This window comes from Isoptericola haloaureus (assembly GCF_036689775.1).
Lineage (GTDB): Bacteria > Actinomycetota > Actinomycetes > Actinomycetales > Cellulomonadaceae > Isoptericola > Isoptericola haloaureus.
Genome location: NZ_JBAGLP010000118.1, coordinates 604,369 through 617,319, shown reverse-complemented (window position 1 = coordinate 617,319; position 12,951 = coordinate 604,369). Strand labels below are relative to the sequence as shown.

12 protein-coding genes are annotated in these 12,951 nt (G+C 73.2%); 8 read left to right on the top strand and 4 right to left on the bottom strand.

Features of this window, described 5'->3' with window-relative positions; all coding sequences use genetic code 11:
• Positions 1-19: 19 nt before the first annotated feature.
• Both V5O49_RS13005 and V5O49_RS13000 read left to right on the top strand, forming a co-directional pair.
• Positions 20-619: a thymidine kinase gene (locus V5O49_RS13005; protein WP_278236421.1), complete on the top strand. Its 600-nt coding sequence runs from the start codon at positions 20-22 to the stop codon at positions 617-619.
• 13 nt (positions 620-632) lie between these two features.
• Entirely contained in the window at positions 633-1,352 is a 720-nt protein-coding gene (locus V5O49_RS13000; protein WP_332902569.1) for a ThuA domain-containing protein, read from the top strand.
• Positions 1,353-1,373: 21 nt separating this feature from the next.
• On the opposite strand, the gene V5O49_RS12995 is transcribed toward V5O49_RS13000, so the two are convergent.
• On the bottom strand, positions 1,374-1,865 hold the full coding sequence (locus V5O49_RS12995; RefSeq protein ID WP_332902568.1) for a tRNA (cytidine(34)-2'-O)-methyltransferase: 492 nt from the start codon (positions 1,863-1,865) through the stop codon (positions 1,374-1,376).
• A gap of 137 nt (positions 1,866-2,002) precedes the next feature.
• On the opposite strand from V5O49_RS12995, the gene V5O49_RS12990 reads away from it, so the two are divergent.
• Positions 2,003-3,112 (top strand): alcohol dehydrogenase family protein, encoded by a 1,110-nt coding sequence (locus V5O49_RS12990; protein WP_332902567.1) that lies wholly within the window; start codon positions 2,003-2,005, stop codon positions 3,110-3,112.
• Positions 3,102-4,160, top strand: coding sequence for a proline racemase family protein (locus tag V5O49_RS12985; protein ID WP_332902566.1), 1,059 nt, complete (start codon positions 3,102-3,104; stop codon positions 4,158-4,160). The genes V5O49_RS12990 and V5O49_RS12985 overlap by 11 nt, the downstream gene beginning before the upstream one ends.
• A gap of 10 nt (positions 4,161-4,170) precedes the next feature.
• On the opposite strand, the gene V5O49_RS12980 is transcribed toward V5O49_RS12985, so the two are convergent.
• A complete protein-coding gene (locus tag V5O49_RS12980) occupies positions 4,171-5,433 on the bottom strand; it encodes a cation:proton antiporter domain-containing protein (protein WP_332902565.1) in 1,263 nt (420 codons plus the stop codon).
• 136 nt (positions 5,434-5,569) lie between these two features.
• Positions 5,570-7,486, bottom strand: a complete 1,917-nt coding sequence (locus tag V5O49_RS12975) for a phosphoenolpyruvate carboxykinase (GTP) (RefSeq protein ID WP_332902564.1) — start codon at positions 7,484-7,486, stop codon at positions 5,570-5,572.
• Positions 7,487-7,614: 128 nt separating this feature from the next.
• Between V5O49_RS12975 and V5O49_RS12970 the strand changes: the two genes are divergently transcribed.
• On the top strand, positions 7,615-9,096 hold the full coding sequence (locus tag V5O49_RS12970) for a helix-turn-helix domain-containing protein (protein WP_332902563.1): 1,482 nt from the start codon (positions 7,615-7,617) through the stop codon (positions 9,094-9,096).
• Here V5O49_RS12970 and V5O49_RS12965 read toward each other — a convergent pair.
• Complete coding sequence (locus tag V5O49_RS12965) at positions 9,093-10,418, bottom strand: hemolysin family protein (RefSeq protein ID WP_332902956.1); 1,326 nt, start codon at positions 10,416-10,418, stop codon at positions 9,093-9,095. The genes V5O49_RS12970 and V5O49_RS12965 overlap by 4 nt on opposite strands.
• A 127-nt stretch (positions 10,419-10,545) precedes the next feature.
• On the opposite strand from V5O49_RS12965, the gene V5O49_RS12960 reads away from it, so the two are divergent.
• From V5O49_RS12960 to V5O49_RS12950, 3 genes are all read left to right on the top strand, one after another.
• A complete protein-coding gene (locus V5O49_RS12960) occupies positions 10,546-10,959 on the top strand; it encodes a DUF4260 domain-containing protein (RefSeq protein ID WP_332902562.1) in 414 nt (137 codons plus the stop codon).
• Positions 10,960-10,969: 10 nt separating this feature from the next.
• Positions 10,970-11,698: a GntR family transcriptional regulator gene (locus V5O49_RS12955; protein ID WP_332902561.1), complete on the top strand. Its 729-nt coding sequence runs from the start codon at positions 10,970-10,972 to the stop codon at positions 11,696-11,698.
• 139 nt (positions 11,699-11,837) lie between these two features.
• On the top strand, positions 11,838-12,896 hold the full coding sequence (locus tag V5O49_RS12950; protein WP_332902560.1) for a BMP family ABC transporter substrate-binding protein: 1,059 nt from the start codon (positions 11,838-11,840) through the stop codon (positions 12,894-12,896).
• The last annotated feature ends 55 nt before the right edge of the window (positions 12,897-12,951 follow it).

Here is a 12,951-nt window from a genome sequence, read left to right as displayed (position 1 = left end):
GAGCGGGGGAGGTGCACCGGTGGAGCTGTCGCTGGTGCTCGGCCCGATGAAGTCCGGCAAGTCGCTCGACCTCATCGCGCAGATGGCGCCGCTGGCGTACTCGCGGCTGAGCTGCGCGGTGGTGCAGTCGTCGCGCCACGTGCGCGACGACAAGATCGTCTCGCGCACGGGCGCGTCGGTGCCGACGATCAAGCTGGAGACCCTCGAGCCGCTGCTGCACACGACCGAGGACGTCGTCGCCATCGACGAGGTGCACATGTTCACCCCGGCCGACGTGCGCGTCGTCGAGGAGCTCGTGCTGCGCGGCACCCGGGTGCTGGCCTGCGGCATCGACCTGGACCACCGCGGCGAGCTGTTCGCCACGATCCGGGCACTGCTCGAGCTCGGGCCGACGGACGTGCGCTACCGGCGGGCGGTGTGCGACCGCTGCCAGGACCTGCACGCCGCGTTCACCCAGGTGCTGCGCGACGGCGTGCCGTTCCTCGAGCCGCTCGGGGCCTCGGAGCCGCTGCCCGACGACGGCACCTTCACCTACGAGGCGCTGTGCCGACGTTGCTTCGTGCTGCCGGAGACGGCGATCGTCACCGGCTCCACCGTGCCGCGCCCGGCCCGTCCGTGACACGATCGGAGACGTGACGACGACGCGCGACGACAGCTCCCACCGGATCCTCGTCCTGGCCGGCCGCGGCCGCTACGAGGACCCCTGGCACGACCACGCCGCGACCAGCCACCGGCTCGCCGAGGCGCTGAGCGAGCTGACCGTGCACGACCGGCCGACCTCCGTCGTCGTCCGCTCGACCTTCCCCGACGCGCTCGACGACCTGGACGCGGTCGACCTGCTGGTCGTCAACGCCGGGACCTCGTGGCCGGGCTTCCTCGAGGCCGGGATCGGACCCGACGACGAGGCGTGGCGGCCCTTCCACTCCGCGCTGTCCCGCTGGGCCCGCGACGGCGGCCGCGTGCTGGCCGTGCACCAGGCGGCGAACACGTTCGCCGACTCCGAGGACTGGCGGGACCTGCTCGGCGGCCGCTGGGTCCCGGGTGAGTCGTACCACCCGCCCTTCGGCCCGGCCACGGTGCGGCTCGCCACCGGCGGGCACCCCATCGTCGCCGGGGCGCCCGACACCGTCGAGCTGGAGGACGAGCGCTACTGCGACCTGCGGGTCGCGGAGTCCTCGGAGGTGCTGGGCTGGGTGCCGGACGACGAGGGCGCCTCCCAGCCGGTGCTCTGGACGACCGAGGAGCACGGCGGACGGACCGTGTACTGCGGTCTGGGCCACGACGTCCGGGCCTACGACTCGCCGTCGTACCTGCGGCTGCTGGCACGGGCGGCCACCTGGCTGCTGTCCTGATCCCCGCTCCGGGGGCCCGTCTCAGGACCCGGCGAAGCCCGTCTGCCGCCACGCCTCGTAGACCGCGATCGAGGCCGAGTTCGTGAGGTTCAGCGAGCGGCGTCCGGGCAGCATCGGGATCTTCAGCTGGCCGGTGATCCGCGGGTGCGCCAGCACCTCCTCCGGCAGGCCGGTCGGTTCGGGGCCGAAGAGGAGCACGTCGCCGGGCGCGTAGGTCACGTCCGTGTACGACGTCGTGCCGCGGGTGGAGAAGGCGAAGACGCGGGCGTCCCGCAGGATGTCCAGGACGGCGTCCAGGCTCGGGTGCACGTCCATGACGGCCAGGTCGTGGTAGTCCAGGCCGGCGCGCTTGAGCTTCGCCTCGGACAGGTCGAAGCCGAGGGGCTCGACCAGGTGCAGCCGTGCGCCGGTCACCGCGGCAAGCCGGATGGCCGACCCGGTGTTCCCGGGGATGCGCGGCTCGAAGTAGACGATGTGGGCGAACGGCGCGGCGGGCTGGTCTGGAGCGGGCACGACGACGATTCTCCCACCGTGCGGCCGGGTGTCTGGTCGGCAGTTCGTCGTCGGATCGGCAGATCGAACTGCCGATCCGACGACGAACTGCCGACCAGATCAGGCGAGGATCCGGCCTGGGCCCCTAGGCTCGGTGGATGGAGCCGATCCCAGCCCAGATGAAGGCGGTCCAGCTCGTGGGTCACGGCGGCCTGGACCAGCTCGTTCACCGCGACGACGTTCCCACCCCGACGCCCGGGCCCGGCGAGGTCCTCATCGACGTCCACGCGTGCGGGATGAACAACACCGACGTGTGGGTGCGCGAAGGCGCCTACGGCACCGAGACCGACGCCGCGGAGGTCTCCACCTGGCGCCGCGGCCGGTCGACGCTCCAGTTCCCCCGCATCCAGGGCGCCGACACCGTCGGGGAGATCGTCGCCGTCGGCGAGGGCGTCCCTGCCGGGCGGGTCGGCGAGCGCGTCATGGTCGACTTCTCGATCTACCACAGGCCGGAGGGCGACGACTCCCTGGCCGACATCGACTACATCGGCCACGGTCGCGACGGCGGGTACGCGGAGTACCAGACGGTGCCGGCCGAGAACGCCTACGAGATCACCAGCGACATCACGGACGCCCAGCTCGCCACCTTCTGCTGCGCCTACCTGACGGCCGAGCAGATGCTCGACCGGGCCCGGCTGGCCGACGGCGAGCGCGTCCTGGTCACCGGGGCCTCCGGCGGCGTGGGGTCGGCGATCGTCCAGCTCGCCCGGGTCCGCGGCGCGATCCCCTACGCGGTCACCAGCGCCGGCAAGGAGGACGCCCTGCGCGAGATCGGCGCCGAGGACGTGATCCTGCGCGACGCCGACGACCTCGTGTCCGAGGTGGCGCGCGTCGTCGACGGCCCGGTGGACGTCGTGGCGGACCTCGTGGCCGGGCCGATGTTCAACGACCTGCTGCGCATCCTGCGCCCGGAGGGCCGGTACACCACGGCCGGGGCGATCGGCGGGCCGGTCGTGAACCTGGACCTGCGCACGATGTACCTCAAGCAGCTCGAGCTGCACGGGTCCTCGCAGGGCACCCGCACGGCGTTCCGGCGGCTGGTGCGGTACATCGAGAACGGCGACATCAAGCCGCTGCTGGACCGGACGTTCCCGCTGTCCGACTTCCACGACGCGCAGCGCACGTTCATGAGCAAGACCTACATCGGCAAGCTGGTCGTGGTTCCCGACCGGCACTGGGAGACCGTGGGGGCGTCCTATGCACCGTGAGCGCACGCTGCACCTCATCGACACGCAGTCCGGCGGCGACGTCTCGCGCATCGTGACCGCCGGCGTCGAACCCCTGCCCGGGGCCACCGTGCTCGAGAAGGCCCGCTACCTGCAGCACGAGGGCGACGGCCTGCGGCGCCTGCTGCTGTCCGAGCCGTACGGCGACCCGGCGATGTCGGTGGACCTCATCGTCGAGCCGAGCCACCCCGAGGCCCAGGCCGGGTACATCATCATGGAGGCGATGGGCTACCCGTTGTACTCCGGGTCGAACACGATCTGTACGGCGACGGCGCTGCTGTCCAGCGGCATGATCTCGATGGTCGAGGGGGAGCAGAGCGTCGTGCTCGAGTCCCCGGCCGGCCTGGCCCGCGTCACGGCGCACAACGCGGGCGGCCGGGTCCGGTCCATCACCACCCAGGGCGAGCCCGCCTACGTGGCCGACGAGGGACTCTCCGTGGACGTGCCGCACTACGGTCACGTCGAGTTCGATCTCGTGTGGTCCGGGGCGTACTACGCGCTCATCGACGCCGGCCGGTACGGGTTCACCATCGACGCCGAGAGCCAGATCGCGCTGACGGCGTTCGGCGATGCCTTCGTGCGGGCCGCGCGACCCGGGCTGCGCGAGGAGCACCCCGAGCTCGGCCACGTCGGCCCCCTGCCGTTCGCCCACTTCATGGGCCCGGTCCGGCAGCTCGGCGAGGGGCGCTACGAGTCGCCGTCGGCCACCTACGTCCACCCCGGCGTCCTGTGCCGCAGCCCCACGGGGACCGGGACCTCGGCGCGCCTGGCACTGATGGCCCGTCGCGGCCAGATCGCCCGCGGGGAGTCGCTCGAGACGATCTCGCCCCGGGGCAACCGGTTCGTCGGCACGGTGCTGGACGAGGCGAAGGTCGGGGAGTACGGCGCCCTGCACTCGACGATCACCGGCGGGGCGCGGCTGCTGGCGCACTCGCAGATCACGGTCGACCTGGACGACCCGCTCGTGGACGCCTCCGACCTGGAGCACGTCCTGGTCGCCCAGGCGCCCGTGCCGCCGGGCGCCTACTGACACCGTCGGGTCATCGGCGTCCGTGCGGCGGGCCGAGCCTGCTCGCCCGTGCCCGCACGTGCACGTCGTCCCGCACCCCGTACCGGGCGGCGACCGGTCCCGCCGACCCGCCGTGCAGCAGCACCGACAGCATCACGGTCGTGGCGATCGTCGCGACGGCCGACGTCACCGGCTCGGACTCGCCGAGGCTCTCGACCGCCAGGAGGGCGAACACCACCGAGGCGAGACCACGCGGCCCGAACCAGCCGAGGAACAGCACGTCCCGGCGCGGTAGCCCCGTGCCCACGAGCGCCAGCACGACGGGCAGCATGCGGACCACCGTCAGGCTCAGCAGGGCGTAGCCCACGGTCGCCAGGCTCAGGTGCTCCAGGGCGATCGGCACCAGGGCGGCGCCGAACAGGAACCACACGACCAGGGTCATGAGCTCGCCGCCGAGCTCGGCCAGCTCGGTGAGCTCGTGCTCGTCGCCCTGCTCGCGGTCGACGACCAGACCGAAGACCAGGCCGCCCACGAACGCGGCCACGAACCCGTTGCCGGAGAGGGAGAGCGACACGGAGAAGGCCGCGACCCCGGTGGCCAGCGTCCCGATCGGCAGCGCACCGGGTTCGGCCCACCCGCGCCGGGCCGAGGCCGTGACACCCCATGCTCCGAGCAGGCCGAACCCGCCGCCGACCAGCACGCCGAGGCCGAGCTCCAGCAGGGCGCCGCCGGGTCCGGTGCGCTCGAGCGACCCCACCCCGAGCGTCGTCGCCGCCAGGGCGACGGCGAGCGTCACCACCGGGGTGACGAGGCCGTCGTTCAGCCCGGACTCGACGTTGACGGCGATGCGCAGCCGTCCGGGCACCCGCCGGTCGCCGATCACCTGGGCGCTGAGCGCGGCGTCGGTCGGGGCCAGCGCCGCGGCGACGAGGAGCGCCAGCTCCCACGGCAGGTCGGAGAGGATCAGCACCGCGGCCCCGAGCCCGAGCAGCAGCGTGAGCGGGAAGCCGACGAGGAGCAGACGCAGCGGCAGGGTCGCGTGGCGGCGCAGGTTGCGCAGGTTGATGCGGGCGGCGTCGGTGAACAGCACGAGGGCCAGCGTGATCTCGGCGAGGGTGTGGACCGACGCCGTCTCGATGTTCACCGGGAACGGGCCCCAGGCGTCGTTGGCGAGCAGGGCCCCCGCGGCGACGAAGACGAGCGGCCCGGTCACCTCCCGGCGCCGCAGAGCACCGGACAGGAGCGCCCAGGCGAGCACCAGGACGGCGAACGGGGCGAGCACCTCGATTCCCATGGATCGATCCTGGCAGGAGGGCCGCCGGCCCGCCCTGCGCTGCGCTGACCCCTCCGGTGCGCATCGAGCGTGCTGGCTTCTCCCTCAACCTGGCTGGATAGGGGAGAAGCCAGCACGCTCGACGGTGAAGCCGGGGTCAGCGGAGTCGGCCGCGCAGGCGTTCGAGCTGCGTGGTCATCTCCTGCGGCAGGTGGTCGCCGAACCGGGCGAAGAACTCCTCGGTGAGGTCGGTCTCGGCCAGCCACGCCTCGGCCGGGACGTCGAAGAGCGCGTCGAGCTCGGTGTCGGTGAGGCCGAGGCCGTTCGTGTCGAGCGCGCCCTGGGCCGGCAGCAGCCCCAGCGGCGACGTCACCGCGCCGCGGTCGGTGCGGATGCCGCGCGAGCGGTCGATCTGCTCGGCGATCCACTTCACCACGCGGGAGTTCTCGCCGAACCCGGGCCAGATGAACCGGCCGTCGGTGTCCTTGCGGAACCAGTTGACCTGGAAGATCTTGGGCCGCCGGGCGTCGTCGACGAGACCCGCGACCCGCAGCCAGTGGGCCCAGTGGTCGGCCATGTTGTAGCCGCAGAAGGGCAGCATCGCGAACGGGTCGCGGCGCAGCTCGCCGACGGCGCCCTCGGCGGCCGCGGTCCGTTCGGAGCTGATGGTGGCCCCCATGAAAACGCCGTGCTCCCAGCTGGTCGCCTGCGTCACCAGGGGCACGTTCGACGCCCGGCGGCCGCCGAAGACGATCGCGTCGACGGGGACCCCGGCCGGGTCCTCCCAGCCGTCGGCGATCGTCGGGCACTGCGCGGCCGCGACGGTGAACCGGGAGTTCGGGTGGGCCGCGGGCCGGTCGGAGTCCGGTGTCCAGTCGTCGCCCCGCCAGTCGATCAGGTGCTCCGGCGGCTCGGGCGTGAGCCCCTCCCACCAGACGTCGCCGTCGTCGGTGAGGGCCACGTTGGTGAAGATGACGTCGTGCGTCAGCGTCTCGATCGCGGTCGGGTTGGTGTCGGGCCCCGTCCCCGGCGCGACGCCGAAGAAGCCGGCCTCGGGATTGATGGCCCGCAGGGAGCCGTCGGGACCGGGCCGCATCCACACGATGTCGTCGCCGAGGGTCTCCACCGTCCAGCCGGGGACCGTCGGCTGCAGCATGGCGAGGTTCGTCTTGCCGCAGGCGCTGGGGAAGGCGGCGGCCAGGTGGTACTGCCGCTGCTCGGGGGAGGTGACCCGGATCAGCAGCATGTGCTCGGCCAGCCAGCCCTCGTCGCGCGCCATGGCCGAGGCGATGCGCAGCGCGAAGCACTTCTTGCCGAGCAGCGCGTTGCCGCCGTAGCCGGAGCCGTAGGACCAGATCTCGCGGCTCTCGGGGAAGTGGACGATGTACTTGTCGTCGTTGCACGGCCAGGCGACGTCCTCCTCGCCCTCGGCGAGCGGGGCGCCCACGGAGTGCACGGCCGGCACCCACTGCTGCCCGCCGTCGATCAGGTCGACGACCCGGGGCGAGACGCGGGTCATCACGTGCATGGAGACGACGACGTACGGCGAGTCGGTGACCTCCACGCCGACCTGGGAGATCGGGCCGCCCACGGGGCCCATCGAGAACGGCACGACGTACATCGTGCGGCCCCGCATCGACCCCTCGAAGACGCCGTCGAGCTCGTCGCGCATGGTGGCCGGGTCGCACCAGTTGTTGGTGGGGCCCGCGTCCTCCTCGTGCTCGGAGCAGATGAAGGTCCGGGACTCGACCCGGGCGACGTCGGACGGGTTCGACCGGGCGAGGTAGGAGTTCGGGCGCTTGTCCTCGGCGAGCTTGACCAGGGTCCCGGCCTCGACCATCTCGCCGATCAGGTGCTGCTTCTCCGCGGCCGACCCGTCGCACCACACGATTCGGTCGGGCTGGGTGAGCTCGGCGATCTCGGCGACCCACGCGCGCACGTCCCGCGGCGACGGGTGGCCCGCCGGTCCGGCGTCGCTCGCGGTGAGGCCGAAGCCGTCGGTGCGGTCGAGGATGTCCGGGGTGAGCTCGGCGAGGGCCAGCCGGGTCCTGCGGGGGTTCGCGGTGAAGGTCATGGCTGCTCCGTCCGTCGGGTGCGCCCGCCGACCCGACGGGCTTCTGCTTCACACTGTGGACCCCCATCGCCGTACTTTGGGGCTCCGGCGTCTGTGAAGATCAGCTGTTCTTGACGTAGCGTGAATCCATGACCGTCGAACCGTCGTCGGAGGCCCCGGACCTCATCACCCTGGGCCGTCGCATCCGGCACGCGCGCACCGCCCGCGGCCTGACGCTCGAGGCGCTGGGCAAGCAGGTGGAGTCCGCCCCGAGCCTGCTGTCGCTGGTGGAGAACGGGCGCCGCGAGCCCCGGCTCTCGCTGCTGCGGTCCCTGGCCGAGGCGCTCGAGGTGCCGCTGGCCGACCTGCTCGCCGACGAGCCGCCGTCGCGCCGGGCCGCCCTGGAGATCGCGCTGGAGCGGGCGCAGCGCGGGCCGCTGTTCGGCGCGCTCGGGCTACCGGTCGTCAAACCCAGCCAGCGGCTGCCGGTGCCGGTCCTGGAACATCTCGTCGGGCTGCACGAGGAGCTGGCACGCCGCGAGGAGGAGGCGATCGCCACCCCGGAGGAGGCGCGCCGCGCCAACACGGTGCTGCGTCACGAGCGCCAGGAGCGCGACAACCACCTGCCGGAGATCGAGTCCCTGGCCGAGGACATGACCCGGCGTGCCGGGTACACCGGGGGCGCGCTCACGCACCGGACCGTGGCGCAGATGGCGGGCGCGCTCGGGCTGACGATCCTGCACGTGGACGACCTGCCCCGGTCGGCCCGGTCGGTGACCGACTGGAAGAACGGACGCATCTACCTGCCGCCGGCGTCCATCCCGGGCGGGCACGGGCTCCGGTCGCTGGCGCTGCAGGCGATCGCGCACCGGGTGCTCGGGCACGAGCGCCCCCGGTCGTACGGCGACTTCCTGCGCCAGCGCGTCGAGATCACCTACTTCGCCGCGGCGTGCCTCATGCCGCAGACGGCGGCGGTGGCCTTCCTCGAGCAGCGCAAGCGGGCCAAGGACCTCGCCGTCGAGGACTTCCGGGACTCCTTCGGGGTCACCCACGAGGCGGCGGCGATGCGGTTGACCAACCTCGCCACCGTCCACCTCGGCATCCCGCTGCACTTCCTGCGGGTGGGGGACGACGGCGCGCTCTTCCGCGGCTACGCGAACGACGGCCTGCCCCTGCCGCAGGACGTCACGGGTGCGATCGAGGGTCAGCTCGTGTGCCGGTGGTGGCCGGGGCGGGAGGCCTTCACGCGGCGCGACCGGGCCACGGAGTCCTACCAGTACACCGACACCCCGGCGGGGACGTTCTGGGACTCGGTGCAGACCGGCACCGCGGCCGACGGCCGGCAGTTCTCCATCACGGTGGGGGTGCCGTACGCGCACGCCAAGTGGTTCCGGGGGCGGGACAGCCGGGTGCGGCGGACGTCGACGTGCCCCGAACCGGCGTGCTGCCGCCGCCCGCCGGAGGACCTGAGCGACCGGTGGGAACGGGCCTCCTGGCCGAGCGCCCGCATGCACCAGCAGATCCTCGCCGCGCTGCCCCGCGGGGTGTTCCCCGGGGTCGACGACACCGACGTCTACCGGTTCCTCGAGCGGCACGCGCCGGACCCGGAGGACGCGGGTGCGGAGGCCTAGACGTCGCCTGCGGCGTCGGGGCCGTCCGTGGCGCCGGGGTCGTCCGCAGGACCAGGACGCTCGACCCGCACCGCCCGGATCCGCTGACGGTCGACGGCGGTCACCGTCAGGGTGGCTCCGTCGGTCTCGACGACGTCGCCCGGGACCGCGAGCCGTCCGAGCGTCGCGAGCACGAACCCGGCGGCGGTCTCGTACGGGCCCTCGGCCAGCACGACGCCGGTCTCCCGGGCGAAGTCCTCGAGGGACAGCCCCGCGTCGACCTCGTCGGCGCCGAGCTCGGGGCGGCCCGGGTCCGGTTCGGAGCGGATGTCCCGCACGAGCTCCTCGACGAGGTCCTCCAGCGTGACGATCCCGTCCGTCCCGCCGTACTCGTCCCGCACGACGGCGAGGTGCACGCCGTCCTCGCGCATCGTCGTCAGCGAGGGCAGGAGCCGGTTCGTGCCCGGCATCTCCAGGGCGGGCCGGGCGAGGTCGCGCACGGTCCGCCGCCGTCGGCCCGTCGGCGCGCGCAGCTCGCGCACGAGATCGCGCAGATGGACGAAACCGACGACGTCGTCGACCCCGTCACCGACGACGGGGAACCGCCAGTACGGCTGGTCCTGCACCGCGTCGACGGCCTCGGCGACGTCGAGGGTCGAGACCAGGAACGTCACGTCGGTGCGGGGGCGCATGACCTCGGTGAGCCGGCGCTCGGAGGCGGTGAAGACGTCCGTGACGATGTCGCGCTCCTCGCGCGAGAGTCCCGGGTGCTCGAGCACGATGCGACGCAGCTCCTCGTCCGACATCTGCGGCGCGCGCACGCCCGGGTCGCCGCCGAGCAGCCGGACCACGGCGTCGGTGGAGCGGGACAGCAGCCAGATGACCGGTCGGATCAGGCGGGAGAAGCGGTCCAGCGGTGGTCCGACGACGAGCGACACCTGGACCGAGCGCTGCAGCGCCAGGCGTTTCGGCACCAGCTCGCCCAGCACGAGCGAGGCGTAGGCGATCAGCAGCGTCAGCAGGACCAGGGCGACGGTCGAGGCCGCGCCCGGCGTCAGTCCCAGCGCCTCCAGCGACGGGGCGACGTCGGGCGCCAGGGTCGAGGCCCCGTAGGCCGCGGAGAAGAAGCCGGCCACGGTGACGCCGATCTGCACGGCGGCCAGGAACCGGTTCGGGTCCCGTGCGACCGCGGCCACCCGGCGTCCGCGCGACCCGTGACGCTCCAGCTCGTCGATCTGCCCCTCGCGCAGCGAGACGAGCGCGAACTCGGTCCCGGCGAACACCCCGCCGAGCAGCACGAAGCCCAGCACCAGGGCGATGTTCCACCAGGTCTGACCGTCCACGGGCTCCCTCCGGGTCCAGGCCGCCGTCGCGGCGTCGCTGGTCACGAGGTTTCCGCAGGTCGGCGCCGTTCGCGAGCCGCACGGTCCTGGCCGGGTGGGCTCCGCCGGGTGCGCGTACGGTGCCGGCATGAGCGTCCTGACCCGACCGCGCGTCGTGCTGCGTCTCGAGGGCCTGGTCCTCGCCGTCGCGCTGCTCGGGGCGGCCGTGTGGCTGGTCCCGGACTGGTGGTGGGTGCTGCCGGCCGGCTTCCTGCTGGTCGACCTGTCGGCGCTCGGGTACCTGCGCGGTCCCCGAGCGGGTGCCGCCGGGTACAACGCCGGGCACTCGACCGTCGGACCGGTCCTCCTCGGCCTCGTGGCGGGCGGCCTGGCCGCGAGCGGCGCGGACGGCACGGCGCAGGTGGTGTGCACGACGACGGCGCTCACCTGGGGGTTCCACGTCGGGGTCGACCGGGCGTTCGGCTACGGGCTCAAGGAGCCCGACTCGTTCCACCACACGCACCTGGGGTGGTTGGCGGGCCGGTCGCCCGGCAATCCTTAGGATCGGGGGCGTGACCATCAGCCCCGCCCCCCTCGACGGTGCCCGTCGCTCCCTGCGCGAGACGGCGTACGAGACGCTCAAGGCGCGCATCATCGGGCTGGACCTCGCCCCGGGGCAGCGTCTGGTCGAGCGCGACATCGCGACGGAGCTGGGTGTCTCCCGGGTCCCGCTGCGCGAGGCGCTGCACCAGCTCGAGAGCGAGGGCCTGGTCGTGCTGGTCCCGCGGCAGGGCGCTCTGGTGGCACCCTTCACGCGCGACGACGTCGAGCACCTGTTCGAGGTCCGAGAGAGCGTCGAGGTGCTCGCCTTCCGGCTGGCCGCCCTGCGTCGGTCCGCAGCGGACCTCGCCGCGATGTCGGCCGCCGTCGACGCCGCCCGCGACGCCCTGGCGCGGCGGGACGACGCGGCGACGGCCGCCGCGAACGCCGGGTTCCACGCCGTGGTGGTCCAGGCGTGCGGCAACCCGCTGCTGCAGTCGATGCTCGCGCCGCTGGACGCCCGGGTGCGCTGGCTGTTCCACCTGACGAAGCGGCGCGACACGCACGAGCAGTGCGAGGAGCACGCCGCGATGCTGGCGGCGATCGAGGCGCGGGACGCCGACGCCGTGGCCGACCTCGCGCACCGGCACGTCACGTCGGGCCGGGAGCCGAGCCTGGCGCTCGCGGAGACGTGGGCGTCCGCGCCCATCGACCCCGTCGCGGTGACGCGCACCCGCAACCGGGGGCGGCAGACCCCTTGAGCCGGCGCCCGGGGAGGCCTCCCCGGGACGCGGTGTGCGGTCGGTCACGCACCCTTTACGGCTGATTGATCCATCGGAAACACAGGGGCAGCAGACTCCTCGATTAGTGGTATACCGCTAACTCGACCAGGAGGACTCCATGCGCACCATCCGCCCCACCGCCACCGCCCGCCCGCACCGCTCCGCCCGTCGCACCGCCGCCGTCGGCGCCGTCCTCGCCGGAGGGCTCGTCGCCCTGACGGCCTGCAGCACCGGGTCGGCCGACGCCGGCACCGACGCCGACGAGGAACCCGCCGCCGCGGAGGAGGCGCTCGCGGTCGGCGTGTTCCTGCCCGGCTCGACGTCGGACACCGGGTTCATGGAGTCGGCCTACCTCGGCTACCAGCGCGTCGAGGAGGAGCTGGGCGACCAGGTCGAGATGTCGTTCGTCGAGGAGGTGGCGGCCGCCGACTACGAGCAGACGCTCGTGCGGTTCGCCAGCACCTCCGACCTGGTGATCTCGGTGGGTGGCCAGACGGACGCCGACCTGCGCAAGGTCGCCCCGCAGTTCCCCGACGTGACGTTCGTCGAGATCGGCGGACCCGCCGACGCCGAGCCCCTGGACAACCTCGCCTACTACGACCCGCAGCAGGCCGAGGCCGAGTACCTCTCGGGCGCCGTCGCCGCACTGTCCTCCGAGACCGGCAAGGTCGGCTTCATCGGCGGCGTCGAGCTGCCGGCCATCGTCAACGCCTCGGTCGCGTTCGCCAACGGCGCCGAGGCCGCGGCCCCCGGCACCGAGGTCGTCACCCCGCAGTACCTCGGCGACTTCAACGACCCGGCCAAGGCCAAGCAGGCCGCCGCCGCGAACTACGGCGTCGGCGTGGACGTGATCGGTCAGATCGTCAACCTCGGCAAGCAGGGCATCGAGCAGGCCGCCCAGGACGCCGGCACGTCCATGATCGGCGGCCCCATCCCCGGCGAGTGCGCCGCGGACAGCCCGTACGTCGGCTACGTCCGCACCGACATCGGTACCGAGGTCGAGTACGCGGTGCAGTCCGTCCTCGACGGCACCTGGGAGGCCGCGCAGGTGCCGTTCGGCCTGACGACCGACCGTGACGGGACCGAGTTCGTGCTGTGCACCGAGGACCCGGAGACCGTCGCCGCTCTCGAGGAGATCACCGCGTCGGTCGCCGACGGCGAGGTCGCCCCGTACTGACCCGGTCCCGCCGGACCGGACCACCAGCCCCGCACCGGGCGACCACGACCGAGAG

Excerpts from the sequence above, each read along its gene's own strand:
- V5O49_RS12990 (WP_332902567.1), top strand. The coding sequence starts at position 2,003 with ATGGAGCCGATCCCAGCCCAGATGAAGGCGGTCCAGCTCGTGGGTCAC.
- V5O49_RS12985 (WP_332902566.1), top strand. The coding sequence starts at position 3,102 with ATGCACCGTGAGCGCACGCTGCACCTCATCGACACGCAGTCCGGCGGC.
- V5O49_RS12980 (WP_332902565.1), bottom strand. The coding sequence starts at position 5,433 with ATGGGAATCGAGGTGCTCGCCCCGTTCGCCGTCCTGGTGCTCGCCTGG.
- V5O49_RS12975 (WP_332902564.1), bottom strand. The coding sequence starts at position 7,486 with ATGACCTTCACCGCGAACCCCCGCAGGACCCGGCTGGCCCTCGCCGAG.
- V5O49_RS12970 (WP_332902563.1), top strand. The coding sequence starts at position 7,615 with ATGACCGTCGAACCGTCGTCGGAGGCCCCGGACCTCATCACCCTGGGC.
- V5O49_RS12960 (WP_332902562.1), top strand. The coding sequence starts at position 10,546 with ATGAGCGTCCTGACCCGACCGCGCGTCGTGCTGCGTCTCGAGGGCCTG.
- V5O49_RS12950 (WP_332902560.1), top strand. The coding sequence starts at position 11,838 with ATGCGCACCATCCGCCCCACCGCCACCGCCCGCCCGCACCGCTCCGCC.